Origin of the sequence: Synechococcus sp. UW179B (assembly GCF_900474245.1) — a bacterium.
In the GTDB taxonomy this organism is placed as follows: domain Bacteria; phylum Cyanobacteriota; class Cyanobacteriia; order PCC-6307; family Cyanobiaceae; genus Synechococcus_C.
Window position 1 is genome coordinate 1 of the sequence record NZ_UCNZ01000002.1, and the last position, 23,897, is coordinate 23,897.

Genomic DNA, 23,897 nt, shown 5'->3' on the forward strand with positions numbered 1-23,897 from the left:
GTTCAGATCAACTGAACTAGAAAGCCCCCTCTCACGAGGGGGCTTTTTTGTGCCTGGTTTTTTAAGGAATGAGCTCAGCGCAAATCAAAGCGATCGAGCTCCATAACTTTCACCCAAGCGGCTACAAAATCTCCAATAAATCGCTTCTCACCATCGTTTTGGGCGTAAACCTCTGCAATGGCGCGCAGTTGACTGTGCGATCCAAACACCAAATCAACACGGCTTGCCGTCCAGCGTTGCTCACCAGTGCTGCGATCACAACCGATGTAGCTGTCTTGTTGGTGATTGGTTGGCGTCCAAACCGTACTCATGTCGAGCAGATTGGTGAAGAAATCTGTGCTCAAAACTCCAGGTCTGTCTGTGAAGACACCTTGCTGGTTGCCGGCTGTGTTGGCGCCAAGCACGCGCAGGCCTGCCACCAGCACGGTCATCTCTGGGGCGCTGAGTGAGAGAAGTTGGGCTTTGTCTACCAGCAGCTCCTCATCGCGCATTGGTAAGTCGGCCCGTTTCCAATTTCTGAAGCCGTCAGCAAGAGGTTTCAGGGCATTAAACGATGCGTTGTCGGTTTGCTCTGGCCCAGCATCGCTTCGGCCTGGGTGAAATGGAACGGTGACCGGATGACCGCCCAAGGCAGCTGCTTTCTCGATTGCTGTGCCCCCCGCAAGCACGATCAGATCGGCGATGGATACTTGCTTGCCTGTAAGAGACAAGCGATTGAAGGACTCCTGAATGCTCTCAAGTTTTGTGATCACCCGATTGAGTGTTTCTGGGTCGTTGACCTCCCAGCTTTTTTGTGGCGAAAGCCGGATTCGACCACCATTCGCGCCGCCCCGTCGATCTGACCTACGGAAGCTAGAGGCTGAACCCCACGCCGTGGTGACCAAGTCTTGAATGCTGAGCTGCGACTTAAGGATTTGTTGCTTAAGTGAAGCGATATCAGTTGCGTCGATGAGTGGGTGACTCACTGCTGGGATTGGGTCTTGCCAAATCAGCACCTCGTTTGGCACGTCCGGTCCTAGATACAAGGAGCGAGGACCTAGATCTCGATGGGTGAGTTTGAACCAGGCTCGAGAGAACGCTTCAGCAAAAGCTGCTTGATCGTGGTGAAAGCGCCGAGCAATCGGCTCCATGATCGGGTCGTGCCGCAATGAGAGATCAGCTGTGGTCATGATCGGAGCGGAAAATTTCCCGGGCACGTGTGCATCTGGAATCATGTGTTCTGGTTTCACGTCTTTTGGCCCCCATTGCCAAGCGCCTCCAGGGCTTTTAGTGAGTTCCCATTCGTAGCCAAACATCATTTCGAAGTAGCCCTGATCCCATCGCGTGGGGTTGGGTTTCCAAGCGCCTTCGATGCCTGTTGTGATCGTGTGTTCTCCTTTACCGCTTTCGAATGGATTACTCCAACCAAGTCCTTGTGCGTTGAGATCGGCAGCTTCAGGTTCGGCACCAAGTTGATCTGCAGAGGATGCTCCGTGGCATTTCCCGAAGGTATGTCCACCGGCAACAAGCGCTACGGTTTCTTCGGGTGTCATTCCCATGCGTGAAAAGGTGTCCCGCACCTCTCTGCCTGATGCAACGGGATCTGGATTGCCATGAGGCCCTTCGGGATTCACATAGATCAGACCCATTTCCACCGCTGCAAGTGGCTGGTCGAGTGCTCCGGAGTCGTCGTGACGTTTATCCGTGAGCCACTGGGTTTCTTTACCCCAGAAAATATCTTCTTCTGGTTGCCAAATATCTGTACGTCCTCCTGCAAACCCAAAGGTACGGAACCCCATGCTCTCCAGGGCGATGTTCCCCGTGAGAATGATGAGGTCGGCCCATGAGATTTGGTTGCCGTGCTTGCGTTTGATCGGCCAAAGCAAGCGACGGGCTTTGTCAAGGTTGGTGTTGTCAGGCCAGCTGTTGAGGGGAGCAAAGCGTTGATTGCCATGACCGGCCCCGCCACGGCCATCACCAATGCGGTAAGTGCCAGCGCTGTGCCACGCCATACGGATGAACAAAGCGCCGTAATGCCCCCAGTCGGCTGGCCACCACTCTTGCGAGTCAGTCATCAGCTGGCGTAAGTCAGCTTTTAAACCATCAAAGTTGAGTTCTGAAAATTCCTGTCTGTAGTCGAAAGTATCGCCAAGCGGATTTGACGCTGGGTGGTGTTGATGCAAGATCCCGAGATCAATTTGATCGGGCCACCAATCCTGATTACTTGTGTTTCCAGCTGGAGTTGTAGCTCCTGTATGGCCGCTAAAGGGGCACTTGAGATCAGACATGGTGATTTTCTTCGCTGAGTTCCTGTTTTCTTGAGATTATGCATAAACAGGAGCTTCGCCCACACCGCTCTGACGCAGCGTTTTGGGCTCAGGAGTAAGGCCCGAAGTGTGTTGCGCAGGTCGCCCCGCACTGGGCCCCAAGCTTGACGGCGTCAGTCGTTGACCATCCTGCGGCGAGTCCTGCGGTGACTCCAGCCGCAAAGCTATCGCCGCATCCGTAGGTTTCCGAAAGGGGGCCAGGCAGAGGTTCGGCTTCAAATCGTCCTCCTGGGAAAAGGAGCCCCCCCCTCTCTCCCTCCGTGGCGATCCGCAAGCATGGCGCTGGGGCAAGGGCACCCTCTTCGATGCACTCGCCTGGATCCAGATGGCTGCCGATCAAGGCATCGAGACTGACTCCCGCCTCTTGAAGAACCGGCAAGCGAAGGCGAGGGGTTGCCGTTAAAACCTTGGCGGTTCGTGCCAGCTTCAGCCCCTGCGGATCGGTTGCAGAAACGAACACGCCAGCGCAATCGGCGAGATGCTCCCACGGCAGTGGATCAGCAGCGATCGGCGTCAGCCGCTCTCCAATCACCGTGATCGCCCGATCGCTGCTGCGATCGACCAAGCTGATGCCTCGGCGGGTGGGTTGGTCACGCCAGGCAATGATTGGGGTGACACCCAACTCGCGCAGGCGTGCTTCGCTTCGCTCGCCGATTTCATCCTTGCCAAGGGCTGTAAAGAAGGCCACTTTTTGGCCCGTTAGCCTGGCCAATTGAACAGCGACGACAGCGCCAGCACCCGCTGGCTCCTCGAGAGAGCGATGGGCACGACTGATCTGTCCAGGCGAAGGGAGCTCATTGACGGCAAGAAAGGTGACCCATTCGAGGTGCCCAACAACAGCAAGCTTGAGATCAGCTGGCAGTGATCTCATTTAGGGAATCGGCAGGACTGATTTGGCTGCATCTCGGAGGCGCACATTGATTCGACCGCCCACCTGGGTGACGTCTACCGCTCCACCGATGGTCAATTGATCTTCATCGGATGTCCCTACGAGGACAGGGCCTTCATCTACACCTTGCACTTTGACCGGGGCGGTGACTTCGTCAACAGACACTTGTCCTTGCACCTCAAGTGATCGATTTGAGTCAATCAGGACGGGTTTGGTGACGGCAACTTGGCCTTGAACGGGAAGGGCTTCAGGAGCCTCAATAGGAAGATTTTTCGAAGCTTCAATGGCGATCGAACCTTCACTTTTCACGCTTACAGGTGCTTTGAGCTCGTCAACCGTGACTCCACCGACCAGGCGGACTGGAAACGGCTGTCCTAGGGGCAGTCCGATGGGGATGGGTTGCCGGAGAATCTGAGTCGCAGCAAGAGCGACGGACCATGCCGCAATCACAACAGCGAGGGGCCATCGGCTCGCCATCGCTAGCGTGAACCAGCGCGGATCGTTGTTGTCTGGCATGCCAATCAATCTAAAAACCCATCTGGTTGTACCGGGTTTTTAAAAAAAAATTAGTGCTTGAGGTCCAGATTTTGAAAATGTCCTCGAGGTTCTACAGCTCGTAATCTTCTTCAAATTGATTGAGAAGACCTTTGTAGAGAACGAGAGTTCCTTCACTTTCTTCTGTGATGCCTTCGGCGTCGTACAGCTGGGCGAGATGGGTGCATGCGGCATGTACTTGCACAAAAGCTTCCGCGTATTCGTTTTGGATGTCTTCTTCGCGAATGTCTCGAATGAGGGCGGAAATAAACTCGACTTTCTTATGGGCCGCTTTGATTTCGGCTTCCATGTCTTTGCTGAGTTTGCGCCGCTTCCGAGCCATTGGCCTGAACTGTCAGCTCTGGATCTTAGGGCCAGGGGCTGACAGACATTGGCCGATTTGATCAGAAACAGAAGGGAAGCATTTGAGCGCTACAAGTCGCGTAGCCATCCACGAGAGGGCCGAGGCCGATCTGATGGAGGATTCCCTGACCTGTAAGTCCTTCCGTGATCACTCCGATGACGAAACCGATCATGGCGGCGCGACCATTGAAGAGCTCAACCTTCTTGAGTTGATCTTCGTGAATGGAACGAGCTGCTTTTCCTTGGAACCAGGTGTCGTTTGCAGGGGTGCGATCCATGGTGATGCGTCAATTGAAACGAACTGTAACAGAGGTTTGACGTAGGTCTGCGTAAGGGCTATGGCCTTTTCCAAATCACCGGCTTTCGTCGCTTCGGATAGAGCTCGCGGCACATCGGGCAAACAGTGCCATCGCATCCACGCGCCGTGCAGTGTTCTCGCCCATAAAAAATGATTTGCAGGTGAAGCTTGTTCCAGTGTTCAGGGGGGAAGAGGGATTTCAAATCTTTTTCGGTGCGCTCCACGCTCTCTCCACTGCTGAGTCCCCAGCGCTGCGCCAAGCGATGAATGTGAGTATCCACAGGGAAAGCCGGTACTCCGAAGGCTTGGGCCATCACCACGCTGGCGGTTTTGTGGCCGACTCCCGGTAGGGCCTCCAGTTCCTCAAAACTGCTGGGCACGGTCCCCCCGTGCACGGTGATCAAGAGCTGAGCGAGTTTGTGCACGTTGCGGGCCTTCGTTTTGGCGAGCCCGAGCTGGCGGATGTGTCCATAAATCTCTTCTTCGGTTAAAGCCGCCATGGCAGTGGGGGTGGGTCCAGCAGCAAACAGGGCTGGAGTCACTTCATTGACCTTTTTGTCAGTGCACTGTGCACTCAGGAGCACAGCGATCAACAGGCTGAAAGGGTCGCTGTGATCAAGAGGAATGGGTGGATTTGGATAGTGCTCATCCAGGCGGCAGAGCAGATGGGAAGCACGCTCTTTTCTGAGCAATGGTCATCGAGTTGGAGGACTGCCATCATGGCCGCACTGCTTTTGCGGCCATGACATCGGTTCGTCACGACGGTTCATCAGACGTCACGTCGGCCTATCAGCGTGCGATCGCTCGAGAAGAAAACGCCGTGATCCCCACTCAGCGCATCGCAGCGGTTGAGCCCCGCGTGAGCCAAGCGATCGCTGAGTCCGAAGCTGATGGAGATTCCGATCTCTACCGCCATCACAGTCGGCAGCAAACGCTCGAGGGAGCCTGAAGGCTGGGATCGTGGCCTCCATGCTGCCTGCTCAAGACAAGAGGGATTGGCTAGTCGGCAACCGGTTGAATCGCTTTTTTAAGGGTGTCCACTCCCTTCTGAATCGCTTCTTTGGGAGCTTCGATCATTCTTTTCTGTGTGTTTGACCAAATGGTGACGGCATACACAAGCGCACCTCCAAGAATTAAGGCCGCTAAAACCAAGCCAATGCCCGTGCCGCCGCCTCCTTGCTTGATCACAACAGGTTGCTGCTGATTGCCTTCAGACATAGGAGGACCTTGCTGCTTCTATCAAAGTGATCACCCCAAGGTCTTAGCGAGGTGCAGGCTCAATGTCAGGTTGCTTCAAGAAGCTTTGAAAGAAACTCCTTGGCTGAATGAATTGAATGAACGGTTGGCCTAGCGTCGAATTGAACAAGCATTTTCATAAGGAGCTGCCGTGAACACCGCCGTGAGGGGGATTCTCTACGTTTCGGTTTGGGTTGTTGTGTGGGGTGTCGCCTCATCACTCGTGGATTGGGTGTTGTTAAGCGGAGAGGTCTACGAGATGGGGTCTTTCGGTCAAGTGGCCACATTTATTGGCTACGGCGCCGCTTGTTCTGTTTTGGCAGTTCGTCTGTCTGGACGCTTTCTCAAATCAGCTGAGGATCAGGCTGACGGCTGATGGGGCTCGCGCGAAACAGCGCCTGCTGCCAAAAGGCCAGCAATGAATCCACTCGCGTGGCCAATCCAGCTCACTCCCGCGGGTGAGGCCCAGGGCAGCAATCCAGGGAGGGCGCTTCCGTAAAAAGCAACGGCAATAACGGTTAATGCAATGGCCAGCGGTCGTCGTTCGAGAAATCCGATGAGAACGAGGTAGCCAAGAAGTCCGTAGACGACTCCAGATAATCCGTGGCTGCCAACCGGCCAAAACATCCAGAGCGGAATTTCGAGAAGAATCACAGCAATCCAAACCGCCACGTAACCGCGCAGGCTTTTCAACAGCACCAGATAGCTGAGAGGCAAAAAAACGATGCTGTTGCCAATCAGGTGGCCAAGATCTCCATGGCTGAAGGGAGCGGTGAGCAGGGTCCACCAAGGCGTGCCAGGCCCCATCGCCAAATTCCAGCGTCCACCCAGCAGGAGTTGGTCGATGCCTTCCTGTAGCCAGGACAGGCCTAACAGGATCAAGGGAAGAGCAATCACTGCACTCTGAATGTCACTCCCATCACCGCCGTGATGTCTTTGTCGATCGTGCTCGTGTCATAGGAGCCATAGCTCCCCATTTTGGTGGAGTTCGGAACGGTGATTTGGAAGGTTCCTGTGTCGGCATTGGTGATGGCTCCAATGCCGGAGCCAGCCTCACCTGCGATCGCAATCGCGCGTTCTCGAGCATCGGCGGTGGCTTTGGCCAACATATCGACGCGTTTTTCAGCCAGTTTTGTGTAGGTGTAAGCCGGTGGTTGAATCGCCAACGAGACACCATCGCCAATCAAGTTGCTGATGTTGTTGGATGCCTTTCGGATTAAGGCCACATCTGAGCTGCCAACGTGAATGGACTGACGTGCCGTCCACTCTGTGTTGGTGAGCACGCCTGTCACACGGTTGCGAATGTCGTTGCGATCCATTCTTAAAACAGTGAGTTGGGTGCTGCTTTCTGGAATGCCCGCATCGCGAAGGAAGGAAAGCGTGCGCTTCAAATCAGGTTGAAGATTTTGATAGGCCTGCTGTTGGCTAAGACCGCCACCACTCACCGTTACGGTCCAATCCGCGTAGTCACTGCGCAGCCGTTCGGTGCTGGCACCGGTCACCGTCACGGTGTCTGTTGCGGTTCGAATCCCTTTAACGGCAACAGCTCCAGCCACAACAAGCCCGCAGCTCAGCACCAACATCGGCAACACCAGCGGAGGCGTTCGACGCCACAGCGAAAGCTGCTGCTGGCCTGGGGGGGATGGTTCTGGCACGGACGTTGGGCTTTCAACCATTTCAACCGATTTTTGGATTGGGACGTGTTTTTCGCAATCACAGCTGTGACTGGCTATGACCCGAGCTGAGATCCCTGATAGGTGATGGATGCCAAAAAGTGCTGAGGTGATCGTGATTGGCAGCGGGATCGGTGGCTTGTGCTGTGCTGGTCTTACCGCCCGTGCTGGAAAGGAGGTTCTGGTTCTCGAGGCCCATACTCAGCCGGGCGGCGCCGCCCATGGTTTTGAACGTCAGGGTTATCACTTCGAATCTGGTCCCTCCCTCTGGAGTGGCTTGTCACGTTGGCCAAGCAGCAACCCCCTCGCTCAGATCCTGCGTGCTTTGGATCAGCCCTTGGATGTTGTGAGTTACAAGGACTGGGATGTTTTGTTCCCGGAAGGACATCTCCGCGTTGGGGTTGGAGGGGATGGGTTTGAACGCGTGGTGGAGAGACTGCGCGGACCGGAGGCTGTGGCTGAGTGGCAGCGCTTCACCGCCGTCTTGCAGCCGATTGCAGCTGCTGCAGATGCCCTGCCATTGCTGGCGTTACCCGCATCTGTGGATGGGATTGGTCCTCTTTTGAGGCGTAGTGGGCGACTGGTTCAGCATTTGCCAGCCATCCGCCATCTCAGTGGTGCTTTTGGACCTCTCGTGGACCGTCATCTACAGGATCCATTTCTGCGTCACTGGGTGGATTTGCTCTGTTTTTTGATCAGTGGCATGCCGATGGCTGATACCAATGCAGCAGCGATGGCCACTCTGTTTGGTGAGTGGTTTGACCCAGATTCGTGCCTCGACTTTCCGCGGGGAGGGAGTGCGGCTGTGGTTGATGCACTCGTGCGTGGCTTGGAGTCTCACGGCGGCAGTTTGCGGCTCGGAGCCAACGTGCGCCAGCTGCTACTCGATGGTGATCGTGTCATTGGCGTGGAGCTCAGCAATGGCGAGACGCTTCACGCTGATGTTGTGGTGAGCAATGCGGATGCTTGGGGGACGGCGGCTCTGTTACCCGAGATGGCTGCAAAGGCTTGGGGGCAGGAACGTCTTTCGACTCCTGGTTGTCACTCTTTTCTGCACCTGCACTTGGGATTTGATGCGAGCGGTCTGGAGGATCTGCCGATCCATACCGTTTGGGTTGGTGACTGGGAACGGGGAATTAATGCTGAGCGCAATGCTGTGGTGGTGTCGATTCCATCGGTGCTTGATCCATCGATGGCGCCGGAGGGACATCACGTGCTGCATGCCTATACCCCGGCCAATGAACCCTGGTCAGAGTGGGCTGGTTTGCAGAGAGGAACAGCTGCCTATCAGGAGAAACGTGGACAACGCTGTCAGGTGTTTTGGGATGTGTTGGAACAACGTATTCCCGATCTGCGCAGTCGTTGCCAAGTGGTGATGGAGGGGACACCCCTTACCCACCGTCATTACTTATCCACACATCAAGGCAGTTATGGACCTGCGTTGTCAGCGGCGAAGGGTCTGTTCCCCGGGGTGACCACTCCCCTGCAGGGTCTGTTTCAGTGTGGTGCCAGTTGTTTCCCAGGAATTGGGATTCCACCTGTGGCTGCAAGTGGTGCGATGGCGGCCCACGCCATTACGGGACGCAAGGCTCAGAAGGAATTGCTTCGATCCCTCGAGCTGTAGGCGCTTCCGTTCTTTGATTTTGCTGAAGAGAGGTGGTTAGTCGATGCTTTTGCGCGCGACAACGGCAAAAAAGGGATCACCTTTTCCTCCTACCAGTCCCATCAAGCCACGGGCTTTGGTTTCCTCAGCAAAAACACGGATGTCGGTCCAGCCATTGGCTTGGAGCACCGTTCCGACATAGTCAAGGTGCTGCATGTCGTCGTTGTCGGTCCAAACCTGTGGCGCCTTCGTGAAAAACATCCGATTCGAGAACGCAACGATGGCTGTGCCATTGGGCCTGGTAACGCGAAGCATTTCCGCAGCAACATTTTCTGGTTGCGTCCAGTACTGCCAAGCAGCCACAGCTAGGCAGGCATCAACTGATCCATCCTTTAACGGGATGGTTGGGTCCAAGTTCATGTCTTGGACGTAGTGGCTGTCGAGCCTTGGGTTGGCGACGAGTTCCGCCTCATTCATACCGTGGCCAATCACGCGCTCGTAATGAATGTCCTCTGGCAAGTGACTCACCCATGATGAACCCAGATCAAGAACAACTGCCCCAGACGGAATGTGTTCTCGATAAAAACTGGTGAGGCGTGCTCTGAAGCCTTCGTCAAGGTGCTGGACGAAGCGTGGTTCAGAATAAAAGACCCGATCTGGCTCGCGGTCGAGCTTGAAACGCTGGTCTTCTGTTAAGACTTGAGTTGCCATTAACTCATTGTGGCGAAAGGAATGGCGTCGTTGCGAGTGCCGTTCATCGATACGAATATGTGAAGCGCACTGGCAACCAGCAAGCGGGGAGAGGGATCGTCTTGATCACTTATTCCGTCGGTGGAAGTTGTCTCCAACCGCTCGTCCAGATATCCTGATTTTTTAGCTCCGTCCAGGCGATGCGTCGTCGAATGCTTGCGTCGAGGACAGCTTCGAGTTCAACCCAGCGGTCCTGACCTTTTCCTCCCTGGAGAATCACCCGAAAGTGTCGATACCCTTCCTGAGGAAGCACGCTTGTCCAGGCTTTGGCTAGTTTCCAGGTCATCTTTTTGGAGCAAATTCGAGGGTTGATTCGTTGGCGGATGTGAAAATATTTTAGGTGTGTTTAGTGCACATTATGCTGAATAAAGTGGTTGCAATTTTTTTGTGAATTGTGGATCAAGGCCGTAGAAAATTTAATCGATTGAGGCGCCAGGCGAAGTTGGCAGGATTGGAAAGAAACGACATCGTTCGTTTGACATGGGGTTCATTATGCTTTCTTGTTTTATTCATTAGTCCCAAATGGACCAATTGGGGATGTTTAGACTGCCTCTTGATCAGATTTCGTGGCCTACACCTTAAAAGAATCCTTGCAGTCTTAGTAGTCGTTTGGCTTTGTTGTTGGTTTCGATAGGTCTGCAATGTGTTTAATAGTGCCCAGTTGATGCAGGCCTTTGAGCTTTTTGGGAATGAATCGTCTGGATATGTATTTTGCTTTTGTTAGTCGATAATTGTGAGTTTTCGGATTCCTGTTGCTTGGACCCAGTCCGCAAGGGTTTCAAGGTCTTTGCGATTGGGAAGACAGAGACATCCACTTCCTGGGTTGCAATTGTGAATTCCAAGGCCGCTTCGATCTGTTTCGAATTGGGGCTCTAAGTTAAGCCAAAGATCTGTTCCCCACGGTTCTGGTTGGCCCAGTGCATACGTGCCAATCGGTAGGGGTGCTCCGTTGCCTGGACTCCAGAGACGGTCGGCTGATTGCTTGCTGTTGTAACCGCTAACGGCTGGCCATTCAGCGAGCAGTTGTTCTCCTTTAAACAATTCAAGCGTCCAAGAGCCACTTGGCGTGAATCCTTTTGGGTCTATGCGCCTTGCCTTCAGTGAAAAGCTTTCTCCTTGTTTCACTTGAAGTAAAGCTGGAGAGGGGCCCTGTTGGCCTGGAGCTTGTGTTGGTGGTGTTTGGAATGCGACGGATTCAATTGTTTCTACGACTGGAATTTGTTTGGCTGATTGTCCAGCTTCACAGCTCAGCATCAGCAGGGGGACCGTGATGGCTAGAGCTTGAAGAGGACGAATCATGGTGGGTATTTGTACTTTTTAAGGATTGAACGGCTTGATTCATCGCCTCAAGCTGGATGCTGAATCCTTTTCCCTTTCTTACCCTTTCTTAGTGGGCAGACAAGAGTCTCTGGAATGGTTTTTGGGGATGTTTGCTGCGCTGGATGTCATCCCGTCATGATAGAAGTCTTCTCCTGAGCACTCGATTAGGAAGCCGGCAGTTGCTGATCTGAAGGACTCTATCGAGTCAGAATGGATGATTAGCCCATCCTGAGGGGCATGGGCAAGAGCGATGACGAGGCGTTTTGAAGCAGGTCGAGGTGGTGTTTTCGATCGACAGACCTTTTCGTCCGGCCCTTGCGATTGGCTGCCTTGCCTCCATGGGTTCAAGCTGTTTTTGTCTTTGTATCGGCACGAACGACGCCTGGGATGACGGTTGGCTAGGTTTATGGAGTAGCAACCGCTACCTATTGCATCGTTCACCTCGGTTTTCCGAGGCGCAGACCGACCCAGGCCAAGGAACGGGGACCTGGGTTTTCTCGGAGAACATCATGACTACTCTTCTTTACAGAGGTCAGGCCTACACAACGCCTAAGACGTCTGACGTCAAAGCATGCATTGAGCTGACTTATCGCCATGAGCACTACAACACGTGCCGTGAGCTTGTGAAGGCTGAGATGCAAGAGCATCCCACTTTGACCTATCGGGGAGTTTCTTACTCTAGATAAATTAGTTTTTATCGATTTTAGATTGTAAATTCAATCTCGCGCCCCAGCAACCAATGGTTGTTGGGGTTTTGTATGGATTGATCTCAATGGATAATTATTTGTCCCAGATGCTTTTGCAATTGGCTTTTTTATATTGTTCCTTTGCGTTTCTGTAGTTTTTAGTTTGTTCGGAGAGATCTTTGCTCGCTTGTTCGATTAGATCTTTGTCGTCTTTGCTCGAGATGACGTAGCGATTGATGCTCATTTTTGCTCCCAAATTATTCATGATTCGAGTGAGAAGTTCACACTCTGTCATCGCTTGGCTCTGCGGTGGATGCAAGCTGGAGATTGTCAGCAAGGCAATGGCTGTTAGGGATTTCATTGGTTGATCCGTTTGTCTCCCGAATGATGCTGTTTTTATGACCATTCATCTTAGTTCTCGTTTACGGTTGATTCATGCATTCTTGAGTTCTGCCCGGAGAGTTGGATGAGTGACCGAACGATTGCGATTACTGGAGCTTCTGGAAAAACAGGCTTTCGTATCGCTGAAGAGTTGATAGTGCATGGAGATCGTCCGCGTTTGTTAGTGCGATCTTCCTCGGTGATTCCCGATACCCTCATGAATGCTGATCAAGTTCGGCTCAGCTTGCAAGATCCAATCGCTTTGGACTCAGCCTTAAAGGGCGTAGATGCCCTTGTGATTGCAACGGGTGCGAGGCCTTCGATTGATTTGTTAGGGCCGATGCGGGTTGATGCATGGGGTGTGCGTGCTCAGGTGGAAAGCTGTCTGAGAGTTGGGGTGACCAGGGTGATTCTCGTGAGTTCTCTTTGTGCGGGGCGTTGGCGTCACCCCCTCAACCTGTTCGGTTTGATTCTTGTTTGGAAACGAATTGGGGAGCAGGCTCTGGAGAACAGCGGCTTGGATTGGACTGTGATCAGGCCAGGAGGTCTCAGTGAAAGAGAGGAAACCCTGGAGGAAGAAGGGGTGTATTGGTCAGTTCCCGATCAGCAGGAGAATGATTCCATCCCAAGGCGTCTGGTTGCTCGTTGTTGCTTAGAGGCCTTGAATACTCCTGCTTCGATCGGAAGGATCCTTGAGGTGACAAGCAGTGAGTCTCGACCAGTGATTAGTTTGCCCGATGCATTATTGAGTATTGATTCCTAGAGACCAGGTCTTGCTGATGTGCGATAAATCCACTATCAGGGTTTGATCTCTGGTCGTTGCAATCAAGTTAAAAAGATGGGCCGCCACCCATCTTTTTTAAAGGCCTTTGCTTTCAGCGGTAACTATTTTATGTCCAGCGAACAGGGTCTTTGGAGAAATGGTGGAGACATGAATCGGTTTCATTCCCCAGTAAGTCCCGGCTAATCGTGAGGCAGATCGCATTGAGGGGGAGTGCAAATGTGCTTCCATCTCCATCAAATGGACCTTCAACGTAGGCGCCAATCCGTTCGGCCATTAAGAAGCCTAGGAACAGCACAACCCCCGTGATGTTGCCAACTAAAGATGCCCCATCTGTCTTGAAATTCAGCAGCAGTTGAAAACCGAAGACCCAGCTAAGCATGCGAACAAAGACGTCGTAACTAGCGGGCAATGGGGTGTTTCTAATCCTTTCCAGCCCGCCGATTGCATCGACTGTGGCGTTGGCGATATTCATTAATTGTTCTCGGCCACGAGCATTGATGCTTTTGTTTTCATATAGGTTGCGAACAGCGATTGCCCTGGCCTGCCCTAATTGCCTTAATGTTGTAGTTGGCTTCATCTCCAGATTTTCCAGGAGGTAGTCTTGGAAACGCCTTAGATCTTGATGATAAAAGTTTCTCAACTGAAAATTCAGTTGCCAAACCATGGCCACTTGATAACGCACTAAGTTGCGTCCGTGTGCACTGACCAATTGTTCCTCTGGTAGGAGGCTTGTCAGGATGTCTGACCAATTGCGGCTGTGGTTAACAATGGCGCCCCATAGTTGCCGAGCTTCCCACCAGCGGCCAATCGCCTGCGTATTTCGAAAACCTATAAAGATGGAAACCGTGATTCCCATAATTGAAACGACGCTGCCACTTTGTTGCCAATTTGTAGGCACTGTGTCACTTAATATCAGAGCCCCAATAACCGCTAATAACAGCAGGTCGTAGCGCATACGCCACAGCAATAACAGCAAAACAACGAGATAGTCCCGTCGGGCTGTACGCGGTGGATCTCCGTAGGGCCCAGACTTAATTGACATGGCGTTCCCTAAGAATCGCTTTGACATAATCCCGCGGCCTTTGGCGCTTCACACGCATGATCTTATTTGGTGATTCTCAGCAATCAGACGTTGATCTTGCTGTGATTGGAGCCGGTCTTGCCGGCACTGGGTTTGCTGCCTCGCTTCGCCAACGCGGTTTTGAGGGCACAATTCTGCTGTTTGAGGCGGGTCGGGGTCCGGGTGGTCGCGCGGCGACGCGGCGCCGACGCGATGATTTGCAATGGCGGCTTGACCATGGAGCCCCTTGTTTCAGCTTTAGCCAAGCACCGCAGGGGCCTCTTGCTGACCTATGGAATCCCCTTCTGGAGCAGGGGATTGTCCAGCCCGATTGTGGGCTTGTTGTTGGGTTGAACGAGACGGGTTGTCTTGTTGATCCACCGGATCATCCCCTTCTCCAGGGCCCACGCTTTCGAGGTGTTCCAACGATGGCCTCCGTGCCAGAGGCTTTGCTGAAGCTCGCAGGTGCGAACACGCGAGGGGTGTTCGGAGAACGAATCAGCAGCCTGCGCAGAGAGAACGGTTGGTGGTGTTTTTCAGGTCAGCTGCGGGCGCGCTCTTTAGTGGTCACGGGCAATCTTTTGGCCCATCCCCGTTCCCTGGCGATGTTGGGTTGGCACGATGTCCCGTTGCGCTCAGCTGTTCCGTTAAATCTGGATCTCACCTTGGATGCTGCACTGGAGCGAATTCGTGAGATGCATGCATCGGTGCGTTGGAATTTAATGCTCGACTTCCCTTGCTTCCCTGAAGAACTTCCTAGGCAGATTTGGTTGACATCTGATGCTCAAGAAAAATTTGGGATTGAACGGATTGTTCTCCATCGTCAGCAGGACCGACGGCTGGGCTTAGTCGTGCACGGTTTAGACGACGGATCTCCCATCACGCCAGCCAGTCAGCCACGTTTGTTGTTGGAGCAGGAATCACGCCAACGGAAGGCTCTCGCTGAGCTCTTGCTGCCCTGGCCCGAGTTGGCTCAGGCACTCCCGATGGCCCGTTCTTTGGGGGTCATGCGCTGGGGAGCGTCTCAGCCCTTGGATGCTCCCCTGCCACCGTCCCTTCAATGGTGTCAACCCAGCGCTGTTGGTTTTTGTGGAGATTGGATCGCCGGCCCAGGTTTTGGGATGGCTGAAGGGGCTCTTCAAAGTGCGGTTGATCTGGCTGCTCAATGGATCTGAGTGAAGACGGATGGGACTGAGGGTGAGTCGCCGAGGAATTAATAACAACAGTTTCAGAACCGATCACCAGAGCTGGTGATCGGTTCGTTCATGCGTCAAAACAGTGCAAAGAGGATCACGCATGCGCTCGGATTATCGCCCTGTTCAGCTCCATGCCAGCGTGCATGATGACGAGCCTTGTATGTGTTTAAGTTGCACTGATCTACTCGGTCGTTTGACATTGAATGCCACACGATCTCAATCACTGTTGCTTCATCAACGCAGTCTCCAGGCTTCGAAGACGTTGTTCGTTGACCCCAAGATCTGATTCTCCCAGTCTTGACACGGAGCGTGCCTGGAGAAGAGATCTCTCCGTATCGGCATACAGCTCCAGATCGTCAACGAAGCCGAAGATCTCACTGCTGGCCGTTGCATGCAGGTAGTTCGTTCGCTGTTCAACGATTTCTGATCGTGGGGTTTGTTGGATGACGTCGGCGAGTTCGTTCAGGCTTGCGATCGGATCGTTACGCTCCCAATCGCTTCGAGCGCAGTGGGCGGGTGATTCGCAGGGACTGAGTTGACCTTGATGGATGCCGAGATCGGTGGGCATTGGCCCAACGAAATGAAATAGAGCCAGAAGAACGGAAAAAATGGTCAAGACCATAGGAAAGCTTTCTCAGCGTTGATCAAGGGTGTGTAGAAGCCGATGCTCCCGCACCTAACAGTCAATCTGCTCGGTACTGGGTGAATCCTCACGGTATGGATCCTGATCCGACGATCATGGCGTCAGTCGTGAAGCGTCCATGCACCCCAGCTGGAGTGAACAGTGGTGGCCAGTGGCCTATGTGCGCGATCTTGACCCAACCCGTCCCCAGCGATTCACCCTTCTCGAGCAAGATTTGGTGTTGTGGTGGGATGCTCCGGGTGAAAGCTGGAGGGCCTTTAAAGATGTGTGCCCTCATCGTTTAGTTCCTCTCAGTGAGGGGCGGATTAATAGCTCCGGTCAATTGGAATGCCCTTATCACGGTTGGAGTTTTGACGGGCAGGGCATCTGTCGGGCCATCCCTCAATTAGGGGCAGGAGCTCGCTCGGAATCCCAGCGAACGGCGTGTGGGAGCTTGCCCACTGCCATAGGCCAGGGATTGTTGTTTGTGTGGAGTGGGACCCCTTCAGCCGCTGACCCTGCAGCGCTTCCCTTGGTGCCTTTGCTCCAGGAGCAGGGAGATGGCTGGGCGGATGGCTGGATTGTGCAGGACACCTTCCGAGATCTGCCAATGGATGCGCTCACCCTCCTTGAGAACGTCTTGGATGTGAGTCATGTCCCTTTTACCCATCACCGCACCGTGGGTAAAAGGGAGAATGCATCACCCGTTGAGGCGGTGATCACCCGCGAGGACTCCCAAGGGTTTGAAGCGTTTTGGCAAGAAGGCCCTCGCAAGGGAAAGCTCGGTTCACAGAACACGCACTTCCGAGCTCCCCAGCTGATGTGGCATGACCTCACGGCGAAGGGTTTCGCGCGCATCTTGACGGTGGTTTACGCCGTCCCGATCAGCCGGGGAAAATGTCGATTGTTTGCTCGGTTCCCCTTTCAGTTCAAGGCTGCTCTTCCCCGAGTCTTGGTGGGCTTGCGGCCCCGCTGGTTGCAGCACATTGGCAACCACAAGGTGTTGGAAGACGATCAGGTGTTTCTGCATTGGCAAGAAAGGGTCCTTGAAACAGCAGGTGGTAGTGCTGCTGCTGAAAAAGCCTTCGTCCTCAAAACGTCTGCCGATGTGTATGTCAAGTCGCTGCATCGCTGGGTTAACGGCCAAGGAGGCGGCCCCTTCGCAGGCCGACCACTTCCGCCACGACAGGATGTGGAGGCCTTGATGGACCGATATCACAGTCATACCAAGCACTGTGCAAGTTGTTCGGTTGCTTTGCGGCGTATTCGCTCGCTACGGCCTTGGCTATGGGGTTCGCTGTGGTTGTCTGCGGTGTTGATTGGAGCGGGTCAGTTGAGTTGGCTGCTTTGGATGGGTGTAGGTCTCGCGGCCCTCAGCGGTCTTCTCCTCCGACAAACGTCGCGTTGGCAGCGTGGATTGCGCATCGGGGATGGTCAGCCGCCCCGAAATCAGCGAATCTGAAGGGGTCTGCTGGATTTGCATGATGATCAGCGTCACATCGCCTTGTCCTGAGAGCACGATCGTGGCGCTTGGGTTACGTGATTGGCCGATTTGGGGCTGCGACATCAGCACATTTCCTTGGACCTATGACCAGCGTGAAACCTGTTTGTTGTTAGAGGGGGATGTGACGGTGACGCCGGATGGTGGCGAGCCCGTCCGCTTTGGGGCAGGAGACCTCGTGGTGTTTCCAAGGGGGCTGAGCTGCACTTGGGAGGTTCACCAACCTGTCCGCAAGCATTATCAATTTGGCTAGGCGCTTCGAAAGAGAGATTCCGAAGCCAGCTTTGTTTGTTGTGGGACGACACTCAGATGTCTGAATCTGCACTCCACTGAGGGGCGCAAGGTCTCCAGCCAACCCGGACGAGTTCTCGCCAAAGTTGATCAGCCGTTTGCTGGCTCAAATGGACACGTGTCTTCAAAAGGGGAGGTTCACCTGAAAGAGGTCGCCCTGAATCCACGAAGACGTGTGGATCACGGCCCCCACTTTTTTCGTCGGGGTGGAAGCGTTTCGTGTCAGTGGAGTTTGGGTCCTGGATCCAGGCCTGGCGTGGCATGTCTTTCGAGGGCTGATGACAGAGTCATGCATCCACGCTTCAGCCTGGAAGGGGGCGTAGGGCGAACTCGGAGCCAAGATTCTATCGCTGGTACAGGTGTTCTAGTGGAGTTGTGTGTGGGCGTCAATGCCTTGCTGGTTTTTGCTGGCTACAGCTGAATCAGGCTTGCAGGATCAATCGTGGACATTTCGGTCTGGGAAGCGGGGAGTGCAACGGCATCTCTCCAAAAGGTCAAGCGAGTTCTGCTGGAGCCCGGTCCGGACGAACTGGTTTTAGAGGTCCTTCACTGCGGTCTTTGCCACAGCGACCTGTCGATGATCGACAACAGCTGGGGCATCAGCCAGTACCCGCTCGTTCCTGGCCATGAAGTTGTGGGCAGGGTCGTGTCTGTAGGACCGGGCGTGGACTCAGCCGTGATCGGGCAGATCCGTGGTTTGGGCTGGATCAGTGGCAGTTGTTTTCGCTGTCATCAATGTTTGGAGGGAACCAGCAATCTTTGTGGGTCGCTGGAGGCGACGATTGTTGGTCGCCAGGGCGGCTTTGCCAGCCACGTCAAAGCCCACCAGGATTGGACCGTGGTTCTCCCCGAAGGGTTGGATCCTGCGGTGGCAGGTCCGTTGTTTTGCGCTGGAATCACAGTTTTCGCACCGCTTGTGGATGAGCAGGTCTCGCCGATGGCCCATGTGGCGGTTGTTGGGATCGGTGGTCTCGGCCATCTGGCGCTGCAATTCGCTAGAGCCTGGGGCTGTGAGGTCACCGCGCTCACCACCGACGGCACGAAGGCGGATGAGGCCAGGAGGTTTGGGGCCCACAATGTGATGCTTTTGGAAGAGCTCCCCGCATTGCTTGGACGCTTCGATCTCATCATTAACACCGCGAATCAAGCGCTCGACTGGCCTGCCGTGATGGGATCTCTCGCCCCACGGGGCCGCTTGCATCAGCTTGGAGCCGTCTTGCAGCCCATCCAAGTGGGTGCTTTCGATTTGATCTCCTTCCGTCGGTCGATCACGGGTAGTCCCACGTCCTCACCAGGGAGTCTTCGGAAAATGATGGAGTTCTGCGTGAGGCACGACATCAAACCCCAGGTGGAGCATTTGCCCTTGGATCAAGTCAATGAAGCAATTGAGCGCTTGCATCGTGGTGATGTGCGCTACCGCTTCGTTCTTGATCAGGTGGCCTAGGGGATGGGTGAGCCAGCGCTTGGCTATCTGGTAGATGTGGCGAAATCAATCATTCAGTACAACCGGAAGAGAGGCGTTCAGTTGTTAGTTTTTCTCGCTTGGCCTGCCAAGTCGCCGCTTCGACAGCCCATGTTTTTTTGAACTCTTCGCTATTACGGGCACTGAGTTTGCAATTCAAATATTCAAATCGCCTGGATCCTGCCGCTCCTCCTATCCAGGATTGGCTTTGAGATCCGCATTTCTTTCTTACATGCTGTTTTCTGGCTTTTTTGAGGGACTCTTTCTCTGCAGCATTGATCCTGTTGAGGCTTGTTGAAAAGATCTGGCAATTGGCAAGAACAGAGCTGGGTATTGCTAGCGCTAGCAACAGCAGCGGAAAGCACAGATGTTGGGTTTTCATGCCGAATGCTGGATTCATGAAGAGGTCATTATCGCTCTGCGGCACTCGAATCACAGTCCCCAATGGCTGCTCGCTAAGGCTTGTGATCGTGTGTGTGGGCTGGAGAGGCCAGCGTCTTTTGATGTGCTCCCCAAGACAAACCCTTGTGCCTTCCTGCATGGTCCGATCAGATTAAAAAAGTTGATGGAGACCTCTCGTTGATCGTCACCTCTAAAAAAAGGGTTGATCCCAGTCAGTACCTTGTGACTGATGGTCACATTTACAAACGTATTGACATCCCTAACGCCTCCTCCAAGCAGTGGAGATTAGAAGAATTAGACATTGAAGAAGCCATCCGGTCGATGATTTCTGATTTTGGTGGTCGCAGTGATGAGACCTAATTTCGTTTCCTTGATGGGTGCTGATGCGGCACGGGTGAAGGGATTGGAAAAAGTAAAATTCAGCTGAAAAGAAGCAATAGCTCTTTGAACTATTCGATGGATGTATTTAGGGAGATCAGACGCTGATTGGTCGATTTCCACTGGATTGCACTGGAATTAATTTCCTTGGAATTCCCCTGGAATGGCCCTGGGATCGATTGGTGTGGAATCGGATTTTGTTCGGTTGTTGTTGATGTTGCAACCATGAATTGAAGGGATTTTGCTAAGGGATTTCTCTCCTTTGCCCCGCGCATGAAATTTTAAAATCTGAAGACAAGCCTAGATTTTGATTAGGGTCTAGAGCCTCAGTTTCGAACTGCTCTGTTAAGGCTCAATCCAACATGAAAGCACCAGAAGCTTTACTCGCCTATCTCCAGCAAATCCCTGGTATGGAATCAGGCGCCAAGCGTTTGGTGCTGCTGTTCACTCAGCTTGGTGATTTCGACTCGATGGAATATGCCCAAGCCCTGGTGCCTGCGCTCTCTCGTTTGGAGCGTGGAGGCATCAAGACCTTGGCCATCGCAATCGGTGATCAAGCAGGTGCTGATCGTTTCTGCGTTTTCACTGGATTTCCAAGGTCTCAGCTTCGGGTGGTTTCCGATGCGGACTTGCATCGCAGTGTTGGTCTTTCACCCGGGCTTCAGGCTGCTGGCGGCCCTTGGCCATCTCTTTTGTTGATGTGTGCGGGGATTGGCTCACCGGGCACGCTTGCGGAAGTTCTCAGGGGATACACAGGGGATCGCAGCGCACCCGCCCGCTTTGATGATTCTTCCCTGTTTCGCCTGGCTGGGGGAAGCGGATTCCAGCGTCCGTTCGAGTTGGCCACGGTTCGTCTTCGCAATATGAACGAAGTGCTGACGAAGTGGAGTACCTACGTACCCAATAACGCCCACATCACGCAGCGAGGCGGCACCTTTCTGTTGGACGAGGATGATTCCGTTCTTTATGTCCACCGAGACCAGGGCATTTTGGGCTTCTCGGAAACCATGAACCAGCCGCTCGCTTTTCTTGACCCTTGGTTGAAAAGCGAGCACTGAAATGGAAGCAGCTCAGTCGCTTCCTCCCTGGAGACCCCTATTGTCTGCGGCGCGCAAGCGGGAAGGCCGCTCACCGGGTGGTCGCTGGTTGCAGCTTGCCACTCTTGCCATGGATGGCTGCCCGCGGGTGCGAACACTTGTTTTTCGCGATTGGAGTGCGTCGGCGACGCTGGATCTGCTCACGGATGCCCGCAGCGACAAGACCCTCGAAATTCAAAGAACGCCTGAGGTGGAGTTGTGCTGGCTGTTTCGTAAGGCCCGCGAGCAGTTTCGCCTTCGTGGTTCGGCAAGACTGATCGCTCCCGGAGAGGATCCTGTCGTACTGGATCAGTCTTGGAGGCAGCTCTCACCGTCTGGGCGATCGGTCTGGGCCTGGCCTCCTCCCGGTGATCCTTTCGATGTTCAAGGGCCATGGCCTCAGGAGGTGTCAGATGACTCAGCGATGCCAGAGCATTTGCGCCTGCTGCGGATTGCGTTGCATCAGGTTGAGCAGCTCGATCTCAAGCCACACCCCCACGTGCGACGCGTGTGGACATCGGCCACCGAATGGCAAGAACAAAGGCTCAATCCTTAAGGGTCCAGAGCGCGAGTCCGCCACCTCGTCCACGAGCTGCCATCCACCCTTCAGGGTTGCGTTCGATCAGAGCGAAAAATGGCGTGCGCCTTTGGTCTGGAGTGGGCAGTGTTTTTTTGAGCAAGACAAGGGCACCCATTCGCAGGGTGAGCGAGTTGAAATGAAAGCTCAGCAGCGGGCGTTTCCCTATCAACGATCCTGGACCTTGAAATTTGAGTTCAATAGGCCCCAAGTTGACGGCATTAGAGAGACGCAACTCTTTGCCGTTGTTCTTTAAACCTGTTTCGATCTCCAGGCGAGCACCCAGGCTTCGCAGCATCCAGCTGCTGAATGGATTTGATGTTTGTGCTCCCTTGGCCCAAACCGTTTGCAGATGCCAGCAGCCCAGGAGATCAGCGCCTTCGAGGCCAGTACCTTTCAGGCGGACAGCCCTCTCCCTCGCGCTGAGAATGGCGAAATTCATGAAAGCAAGCTGGGGCAAGACAATCGTCGCATTGGAAATAAAAAGAATCTAAAGATGTATCTGTTTTTGTGTTGAGCTAGACAATTTTTATTGGATTTCCAGGGGATGTTCCTGCATCAGCTGATGGAATTCTTCGATGGGTGAGTGTTGTTATCGGAACGATTCATCAAAAATGGTAATCCTCAAATGTATCGGCGAGAGTCAATTTTTTTGTGAAAAAGTTTTGATGCCGTCTGAGGTTTACTTTTTTGAGGCCCCAGATGAGGCTCGTCTTGAAATCTGGTTGCTGAATGGTGGCGAGCCAATGCTGCACATCACAGCCGAGGCTCGGGAGTATGCCTTGCTCAGCCACCGCAGGCTGGCTGATCCTTGATCATGAAGCAATCTGAACATGGGCTATGGCCGACCTGCTCGCTGACGCTGTCGCTCTGAACTGGGAGCAGTTGGAAGCTTTGGCTCCCGCCCCTGCGGAGCGATGTGAAGGCCCTGCGAATGCCCAATCCACATTGCGCTTGTTTGGACAGCCGGAGTCAGATGTGCGGGTCACGTTGTTTCGTGATCATCACGCTTGGTGCCCCTATTGCCAGAAAGTATGGCTATGGCTTGAGTTTCGTCGAGTTCCCTATCGGATTCGTAAGGTCACCATGCGCTGCTACGGGCCAAAAGAGCCCTGGTTTACAGCCAAGGTGCCTTCAGGCATGCTTCCGGCCCTTGAGCTGGATGGACAAATCATTACAGAAAGTGATCGCATCCTGGAAGCGTTGGAGCATGCCTTTGGCGCCTTGGGCGCAGGGATGCACGACAAACGTGTGCGCCGGTTGCGCGAGCTTGAACGCCTTTTGTTTCGCGCTTGGTGTCTTTGGCTCTGCACACCGAGGCTGAACAATCGGCAGGAGGATCAAGCGCGTGAACAGTTTCAGGCGGTGGCCCGTCAAATGGAGGCGGCTCTAGCAGAAGGCGGTGGCCATTGGCTTGATCCTGATCATCCGGGTGGAGCTCATCCAGGAACGGCAGATCTGGTGTTCGTTCCTTATGTCGAGCGGATGAATGCCTCCTTGGCTTACTTCAAGGGCTTTGCCTTACGTGACGAGCATCCAGGAATCGATCGATGGTTCAACGCACTGGAGCAGCTTGCGACGTATCGCGGTACCCAAAGTGATGTTCATACCCATGCCCACGACTTACCTCCACAAATGGGTGGTTGTTGGAGCAATGGACGTCCAGAACAGCAAGCGATGGCGCTGGCGGTGGATCAAGGTGCTGGTCTTGCTGCACTCGAAACCAGCTGGACTGCTCAGATAGGCGACGACGATGTGCGGGCTTCAGACAGGGCACTGGAGAGAGTGTTGCGCCATCGTTCAGCGCTGATAGCAAGGAATCCCCTCGGTGCTGCCTTTGATCAGCCCCTGCGGGCTGCACTGACCCATTTGATCTCTGGCAAGCTTTGCCAGCCAAATGCTGATACTGCAATCGGGCTGCGTTATTTGAGAGACCGCATTTCGGTGCCGAGAGATATGCCTTTGCAGAGTGCTCGCTTGTTAAGGAAGGCCCTTGAAGCAACTGCCGCTCTGGATGGCGAGGCGCAGCCAGCCCCGCCACCTTTTGAGCATCGTTTCGATCAAGACCCCAGGCCATTTTTGAATCCCTGAGGACTTGCTTGGCCTTTGGTGATCGCGATCCGGCAGGCTGGCACGTCAAGGGAGATCACCATGTCAAGCGCTCAAGAGGCCCCAGGGGGCTCAGGTTTCGGAACTGGTAACGCTGGCGGGAGCAAGCGCAACCGCAATAGCAAGCGCAAACCTGGTCACTCCAACCATGGTCGTGAGCGTCAGCCCCTGGGTCGCGACCCAGATTTTGAAGCGATTTGTGCAAGGCAGACCCTGGGATTGGCTCTCTCCGGTCGGTTAACGGAACAGGCCGTTAAGCGGGTGCATAAAGCGTTGGCCGTGCAGCATCACCCTGATAAGGGTGGCGATCCAGATGTAATGACGCGTCTAAACAATGCTCGAGACGTTTTGCTTCAGCCTGAGATGTCAGACACCCTGGCGTCGTGACGCAGAGGTTGTT

General features: G+C 54.0%; 33 protein-coding genes. 15 read left to right on the forward strand and 18 right to left on the reverse strand.

The genetic code is table 11. The features are described from left to right. Positions 1-74 precede the first annotated feature (74 nt). From katG to nth, 6 genes are all read right to left on the reverse strand, one after another. Positions 75-2,267, reverse strand: a complete 2,193-nt coding sequence (gene katG, locus DXY38_RS00855; RefSeq protein WP_115070084.1) for a catalase/peroxidase HPI — start codon at positions 2,265-2,267, stop codon at positions 75-77. A gap of 88 nt (positions 2,268-2,355) precedes the next feature. After that, the gene (locus tag DXY38_RS00860; protein WP_115070085.1) at positions 2,356-3,177 is read right to left on the reverse strand and encodes a PfkB family carbohydrate kinase; all 822 of its coding nucleotides are present in this window, start codon (positions 3,175-3,177) and stop codon (positions 2,356-2,358) included. Next, the gene (locus DXY38_RS00865; RefSeq protein ID WP_115070086.1) at positions 3,178-3,711 is read right to left on the reverse strand and encodes a hypothetical protein; all 534 of its coding nucleotides are present in this window, start codon (positions 3,709-3,711) and stop codon (positions 3,178-3,180) included. A gap of 91 nt (positions 3,712-3,802) precedes the next feature. Continuing rightward, positions 3,803-4,072, reverse strand: coding sequence for a hypothetical protein (locus DXY38_RS00870; protein ID WP_006853204.1), 270 nt, complete (start codon positions 4,070-4,072; stop codon positions 3,803-3,805). A gap of 61 nt (positions 4,073-4,133) precedes the next feature. Further along, entirely contained in the window at positions 4,134-4,370 is a 237-nt protein-coding gene (locus tag DXY38_RS00875; protein WP_006853203.1) for a high light inducible protein, read from the reverse strand. A gap of 58 nt (positions 4,371-4,428) precedes the next feature. Further along, positions 4,429-5,082, reverse strand: coding sequence for an endonuclease III (gene nth / locus DXY38_RS00880; RefSeq protein WP_115070087.1), 654 nt, complete (start codon positions 5,080-5,082; stop codon positions 4,429-4,431). Here nth and DXY38_RS00885 point away from each other — a divergent pair. Further along, positions 5,082-5,339 carry a hypothetical protein gene (locus DXY38_RS00885; RefSeq protein ID WP_244278952.1) on the forward strand — a complete coding sequence of 86 codons (258 nt, stop codon included), beginning with the start codon at positions 5,082-5,084 and terminating at the stop codon, positions 5,337-5,339. The two genes, nth and DXY38_RS00885, sit on opposite strands and share 1 nt — an antisense overlap. A gap of 50 nt (positions 5,340-5,389) precedes the next feature. Here DXY38_RS00885 and DXY38_RS00890 read toward each other — a convergent pair whose 3' ends face one another. After that, entirely contained in the window at positions 5,390-5,608 is a 219-nt protein-coding gene (locus DXY38_RS00890; RefSeq protein ID WP_006853200.1) for a hypothetical protein, read from the reverse strand. A gap of 169 nt (positions 5,609-5,777) precedes the next feature. Between DXY38_RS00890 and DXY38_RS00895 the strand changes: the two genes are divergently transcribed. Further along, on the forward strand, positions 5,778-6,002 hold the full coding sequence (locus DXY38_RS00895; RefSeq protein WP_006853199.1) for a hypothetical protein: 225 nt from the start codon (positions 5,778-5,780) through the stop codon (positions 6,000-6,002). Here DXY38_RS00895 and DXY38_RS00900 read toward each other — a convergent pair. Further along, positions 5,987-6,523 carry a rhomboid family intramembrane serine protease gene (locus DXY38_RS00900; protein ID WP_115070088.1) on the reverse strand — a complete coding sequence of 179 codons (537 nt, stop codon included), beginning with the start codon at positions 6,521-6,523 and terminating at the stop codon, positions 5,987-5,989. The genes DXY38_RS00895 and DXY38_RS00900 overlap by 16 nt on opposite strands. Then, positions 6,520-7,209, reverse strand: a complete 690-nt coding sequence (locus DXY38_RS00905; protein WP_170952819.1) for an SIMPL domain-containing protein — start codon at positions 7,207-7,209, stop codon at positions 6,520-6,522. Before DXY38_RS00905 ends, DXY38_RS00900 begins: the two co-directional genes overlap by 4 nt. Before the next feature lie 181 nt (positions 7,210-7,390). Between DXY38_RS00905 and DXY38_RS00910 the strand changes: the two genes are divergently transcribed. Then, complete coding sequence (locus DXY38_RS00910) at positions 7,391-8,923, forward strand: NAD(P)/FAD-dependent oxidoreductase (protein WP_115070090.1); 1,533 nt, start codon at positions 7,391-7,393, stop codon at positions 8,921-8,923. A gap of 36 nt (positions 8,924-8,959) precedes the next feature. Here the strand turns inward: DXY38_RS00910 and DXY38_RS00915 are convergent, their stop codons facing one another. The 3 genes from DXY38_RS00915 to DXY38_RS00925 all read right to left on the reverse strand — a co-directional run bounded on the left by DXY38_RS00915 (position 8,960) and on the right by DXY38_RS00925 (position 10,951). Then, positions 8,960-9,613 carry a class I SAM-dependent methyltransferase gene (locus tag DXY38_RS00915; protein ID WP_115070091.1) on the reverse strand — a complete coding sequence of 218 codons (654 nt, stop codon included), beginning with the start codon at positions 9,611-9,613 and terminating at the stop codon, positions 8,960-8,962. 109 nt (positions 9,614-9,722) lie between these two features. Further along, positions 9,723-9,938, reverse strand: a complete 216-nt coding sequence (locus DXY38_RS00920) for a TIGR02450 family Trp-rich protein (protein ID WP_115070092.1) — start codon at positions 9,936-9,938, stop codon at positions 9,723-9,725. 434 nt (positions 9,939-10,372) lie between these two features. Then, positions 10,373-10,951, reverse strand: a complete 579-nt coding sequence (locus DXY38_RS00925; RefSeq protein ID WP_115070093.1) for a L,D-transpeptidase — start codon at positions 10,949-10,951, stop codon at positions 10,373-10,375. A gap of 284 nt (positions 10,952-11,235) precedes the next feature. Here DXY38_RS00925 and DXY38_RS13915 point away from each other — a divergent pair, with 284 nt between their 5' ends. Next, positions 11,236-11,658, forward strand: a complete 423-nt coding sequence (locus tag DXY38_RS13915; RefSeq protein WP_244278953.1) for a DUF4278 domain-containing protein — start codon at positions 11,236-11,238, stop codon at positions 11,656-11,658. Between the two features lie 94 nt (positions 11,659-11,752). Here the strand turns inward: DXY38_RS13915 and DXY38_RS00935 are convergent, their stop codons facing one another. Continuing rightward, the gene (locus DXY38_RS00935) at positions 11,753-12,019 is read right to left on the reverse strand and encodes a hypothetical protein (RefSeq protein ID WP_115070094.1); all 267 of its coding nucleotides are present in this window, start codon (positions 12,017-12,019) and stop codon (positions 11,753-11,755) included. A gap of 105 nt (positions 12,020-12,124) precedes the next feature. Here DXY38_RS00935 and DXY38_RS00940 point away from each other — a divergent pair, with 105 nt between their 5' ends. Next, on the forward strand, positions 12,125-12,802 hold the full coding sequence (locus DXY38_RS00940; RefSeq protein ID WP_115070095.1) for an SDR family oxidoreductase: 678 nt from the start codon (positions 12,125-12,127) through the stop codon (positions 12,800-12,802). Between the two features lie 127 nt (positions 12,803-12,929). On the opposite strand, the gene DXY38_RS00945 is transcribed toward DXY38_RS00940, so the two are convergent. After that, the gene (locus DXY38_RS00945; RefSeq protein ID WP_244278954.1) at positions 12,930-13,778 is read right to left on the reverse strand and encodes a bestrophin family ion channel; all 849 of its coding nucleotides are present in this window, start codon (positions 13,776-13,778) and stop codon (positions 12,930-12,932) included. 143 nt (positions 13,779-13,921) lie between these two features. On the opposite strand from DXY38_RS00945, the gene DXY38_RS00950 reads away from it, so the two are divergent. Further along, positions 13,922-15,058: an NAD(P)-binding protein gene (locus tag DXY38_RS00950; RefSeq protein ID WP_115070096.1), complete on the forward strand. Its 1,137-nt coding sequence runs from the start codon at positions 13,922-13,924 to the stop codon at positions 15,056-15,058. Between the two features lie 241 nt (positions 15,059-15,299). Here the strand turns inward: DXY38_RS00950 and DXY38_RS00955 are convergent, their stop codons facing one another. Continuing rightward, complete coding sequence (locus tag DXY38_RS00955; RefSeq protein ID WP_115070097.1) at positions 15,300-15,701, reverse strand: DUF1499 domain-containing protein; 402 nt, start codon at positions 15,699-15,701, stop codon at positions 15,300-15,302. A gap of 139 nt (positions 15,702-15,840) precedes the next feature. On the opposite strand from DXY38_RS00955, the gene DXY38_RS00960 reads away from it, so the two are divergent. Then, complete coding sequence (locus DXY38_RS00960) at positions 15,841-17,163, forward strand: Rieske 2Fe-2S domain-containing protein (protein WP_115070098.1); 1,323 nt, start codon at positions 15,841-15,843, stop codon at positions 17,161-17,163. Between the two features lie 19 nt (positions 17,164-17,182). Next, on the forward strand, positions 17,183-17,455 hold the full coding sequence (locus tag DXY38_RS00965; RefSeq protein ID WP_038013815.1) for a cupin domain-containing protein: 273 nt from the start codon (positions 17,183-17,185) through the stop codon (positions 17,453-17,455). 52 nt (positions 17,456-17,507) lie between these two features. Here the strand turns inward: DXY38_RS00965 and DXY38_RS00970 are convergent, their stop codons facing one another. Next, complete coding sequence (locus DXY38_RS00970; protein ID WP_006853181.1) at positions 17,508-17,756, reverse strand: DUF1651 domain-containing protein; 249 nt, start codon at positions 17,754-17,756, stop codon at positions 17,508-17,510. A 179-nt stretch (positions 17,757-17,935) separates the two neighbouring features. Here DXY38_RS00970 and DXY38_RS00975 point away from each other — a divergent pair, with 179 nt between their 5' ends. Beyond that, on the forward strand, positions 17,936-18,937 hold the full coding sequence (locus DXY38_RS00975; RefSeq protein WP_115070100.1) for an NAD(P)-dependent alcohol dehydrogenase: 1,002 nt from the start codon (positions 17,936-17,938) through the stop codon (positions 18,935-18,937). Between the two features lie 49 nt (positions 18,938-18,986). On the opposite strand, the gene DXY38_RS13435 is transcribed toward DXY38_RS00975, so the two are convergent. Continuing rightward, entirely contained in the window at positions 18,987-19,496 is a 510-nt protein-coding gene (locus DXY38_RS13435) for a hypothetical protein (protein ID WP_170952811.1), read from the reverse strand. Between the two features lie 38 nt (positions 19,497-19,534). Between DXY38_RS13435 and DXY38_RS00980 the strand changes: the two genes are divergently transcribed. The 3 genes from DXY38_RS00980 to DXY38_RS00990 all read left to right on the forward strand — a co-directional run bounded on the left by DXY38_RS00980 (position 19,535) and on the right by DXY38_RS00990 (position 21,367). Beyond that, on the forward strand, positions 19,535-19,717 hold the full coding sequence (locus DXY38_RS00980) for a hypothetical protein (RefSeq protein WP_244278955.1): 183 nt from the start codon (positions 19,535-19,537) through the stop codon (positions 19,715-19,717). A 380-nt stretch (positions 19,718-20,097) separates the two neighbouring features. Then, a complete protein-coding gene (locus DXY38_RS00985) occupies positions 20,098-20,793 on the forward strand; it encodes an AhpC/TSA family protein (protein ID WP_115070101.1) in 696 nt (231 codons plus the stop codon). Between the two features lies 1 nt (position 20,794). Continuing rightward, positions 20,795-21,367: a pyridoxamine 5'-phosphate oxidase family protein gene (locus DXY38_RS00990; protein ID WP_115070102.1), complete on the forward strand. Its 573-nt coding sequence runs from the start codon at positions 20,795-20,797 to the stop codon at positions 21,365-21,367. On the opposite strand, the gene DXY38_RS00995 is transcribed toward DXY38_RS00990, so the two are convergent. Beyond that, on the reverse strand, positions 21,357-21,830 hold the full coding sequence (locus DXY38_RS00995) for a hypothetical protein (protein ID WP_115070227.1): 474 nt from the start codon (positions 21,828-21,830) through the stop codon (positions 21,357-21,359). The genes DXY38_RS00990 and DXY38_RS00995 overlap by 11 nt on opposite strands. Positions 21,831-21,966: 136 nt before the next feature. Between DXY38_RS00995 and DXY38_RS01000 the strand changes: the two genes are divergently transcribed. Genes DXY38_RS01000 through DXY38_RS01010 form a run of 3 tightly spaced genes read left to right on the forward strand, consistent with a single transcriptional unit; the run spans position 21,967 to position 23,884 of the window. Continuing rightward, positions 21,967-22,203 carry a DUF1830 domain-containing protein gene (locus DXY38_RS01000; RefSeq protein WP_115070103.1) on the forward strand — a complete coding sequence of 79 codons (237 nt, stop codon included), beginning with the start codon at positions 21,967-21,969 and terminating at the stop codon, positions 22,201-22,203. A gap of 25 nt (positions 22,204-22,228) precedes the next feature. Next, positions 22,229-23,479, forward strand: coding sequence for a glutathione S-transferase family protein (locus tag DXY38_RS01005; RefSeq protein WP_115070104.1), 1,251 nt, complete (start codon positions 22,229-22,231; stop codon positions 23,477-23,479). Positions 23,480-23,539: 60 nt separating this feature from the next. Then, a complete protein-coding gene (locus tag DXY38_RS01010) occupies positions 23,540-23,884 on the forward strand; it encodes a molecular chaperone DnaJ (protein ID WP_115070228.1) in 345 nt (114 codons plus the stop codon). Positions 23,885-23,897: the final 13 nt, after the last annotated feature.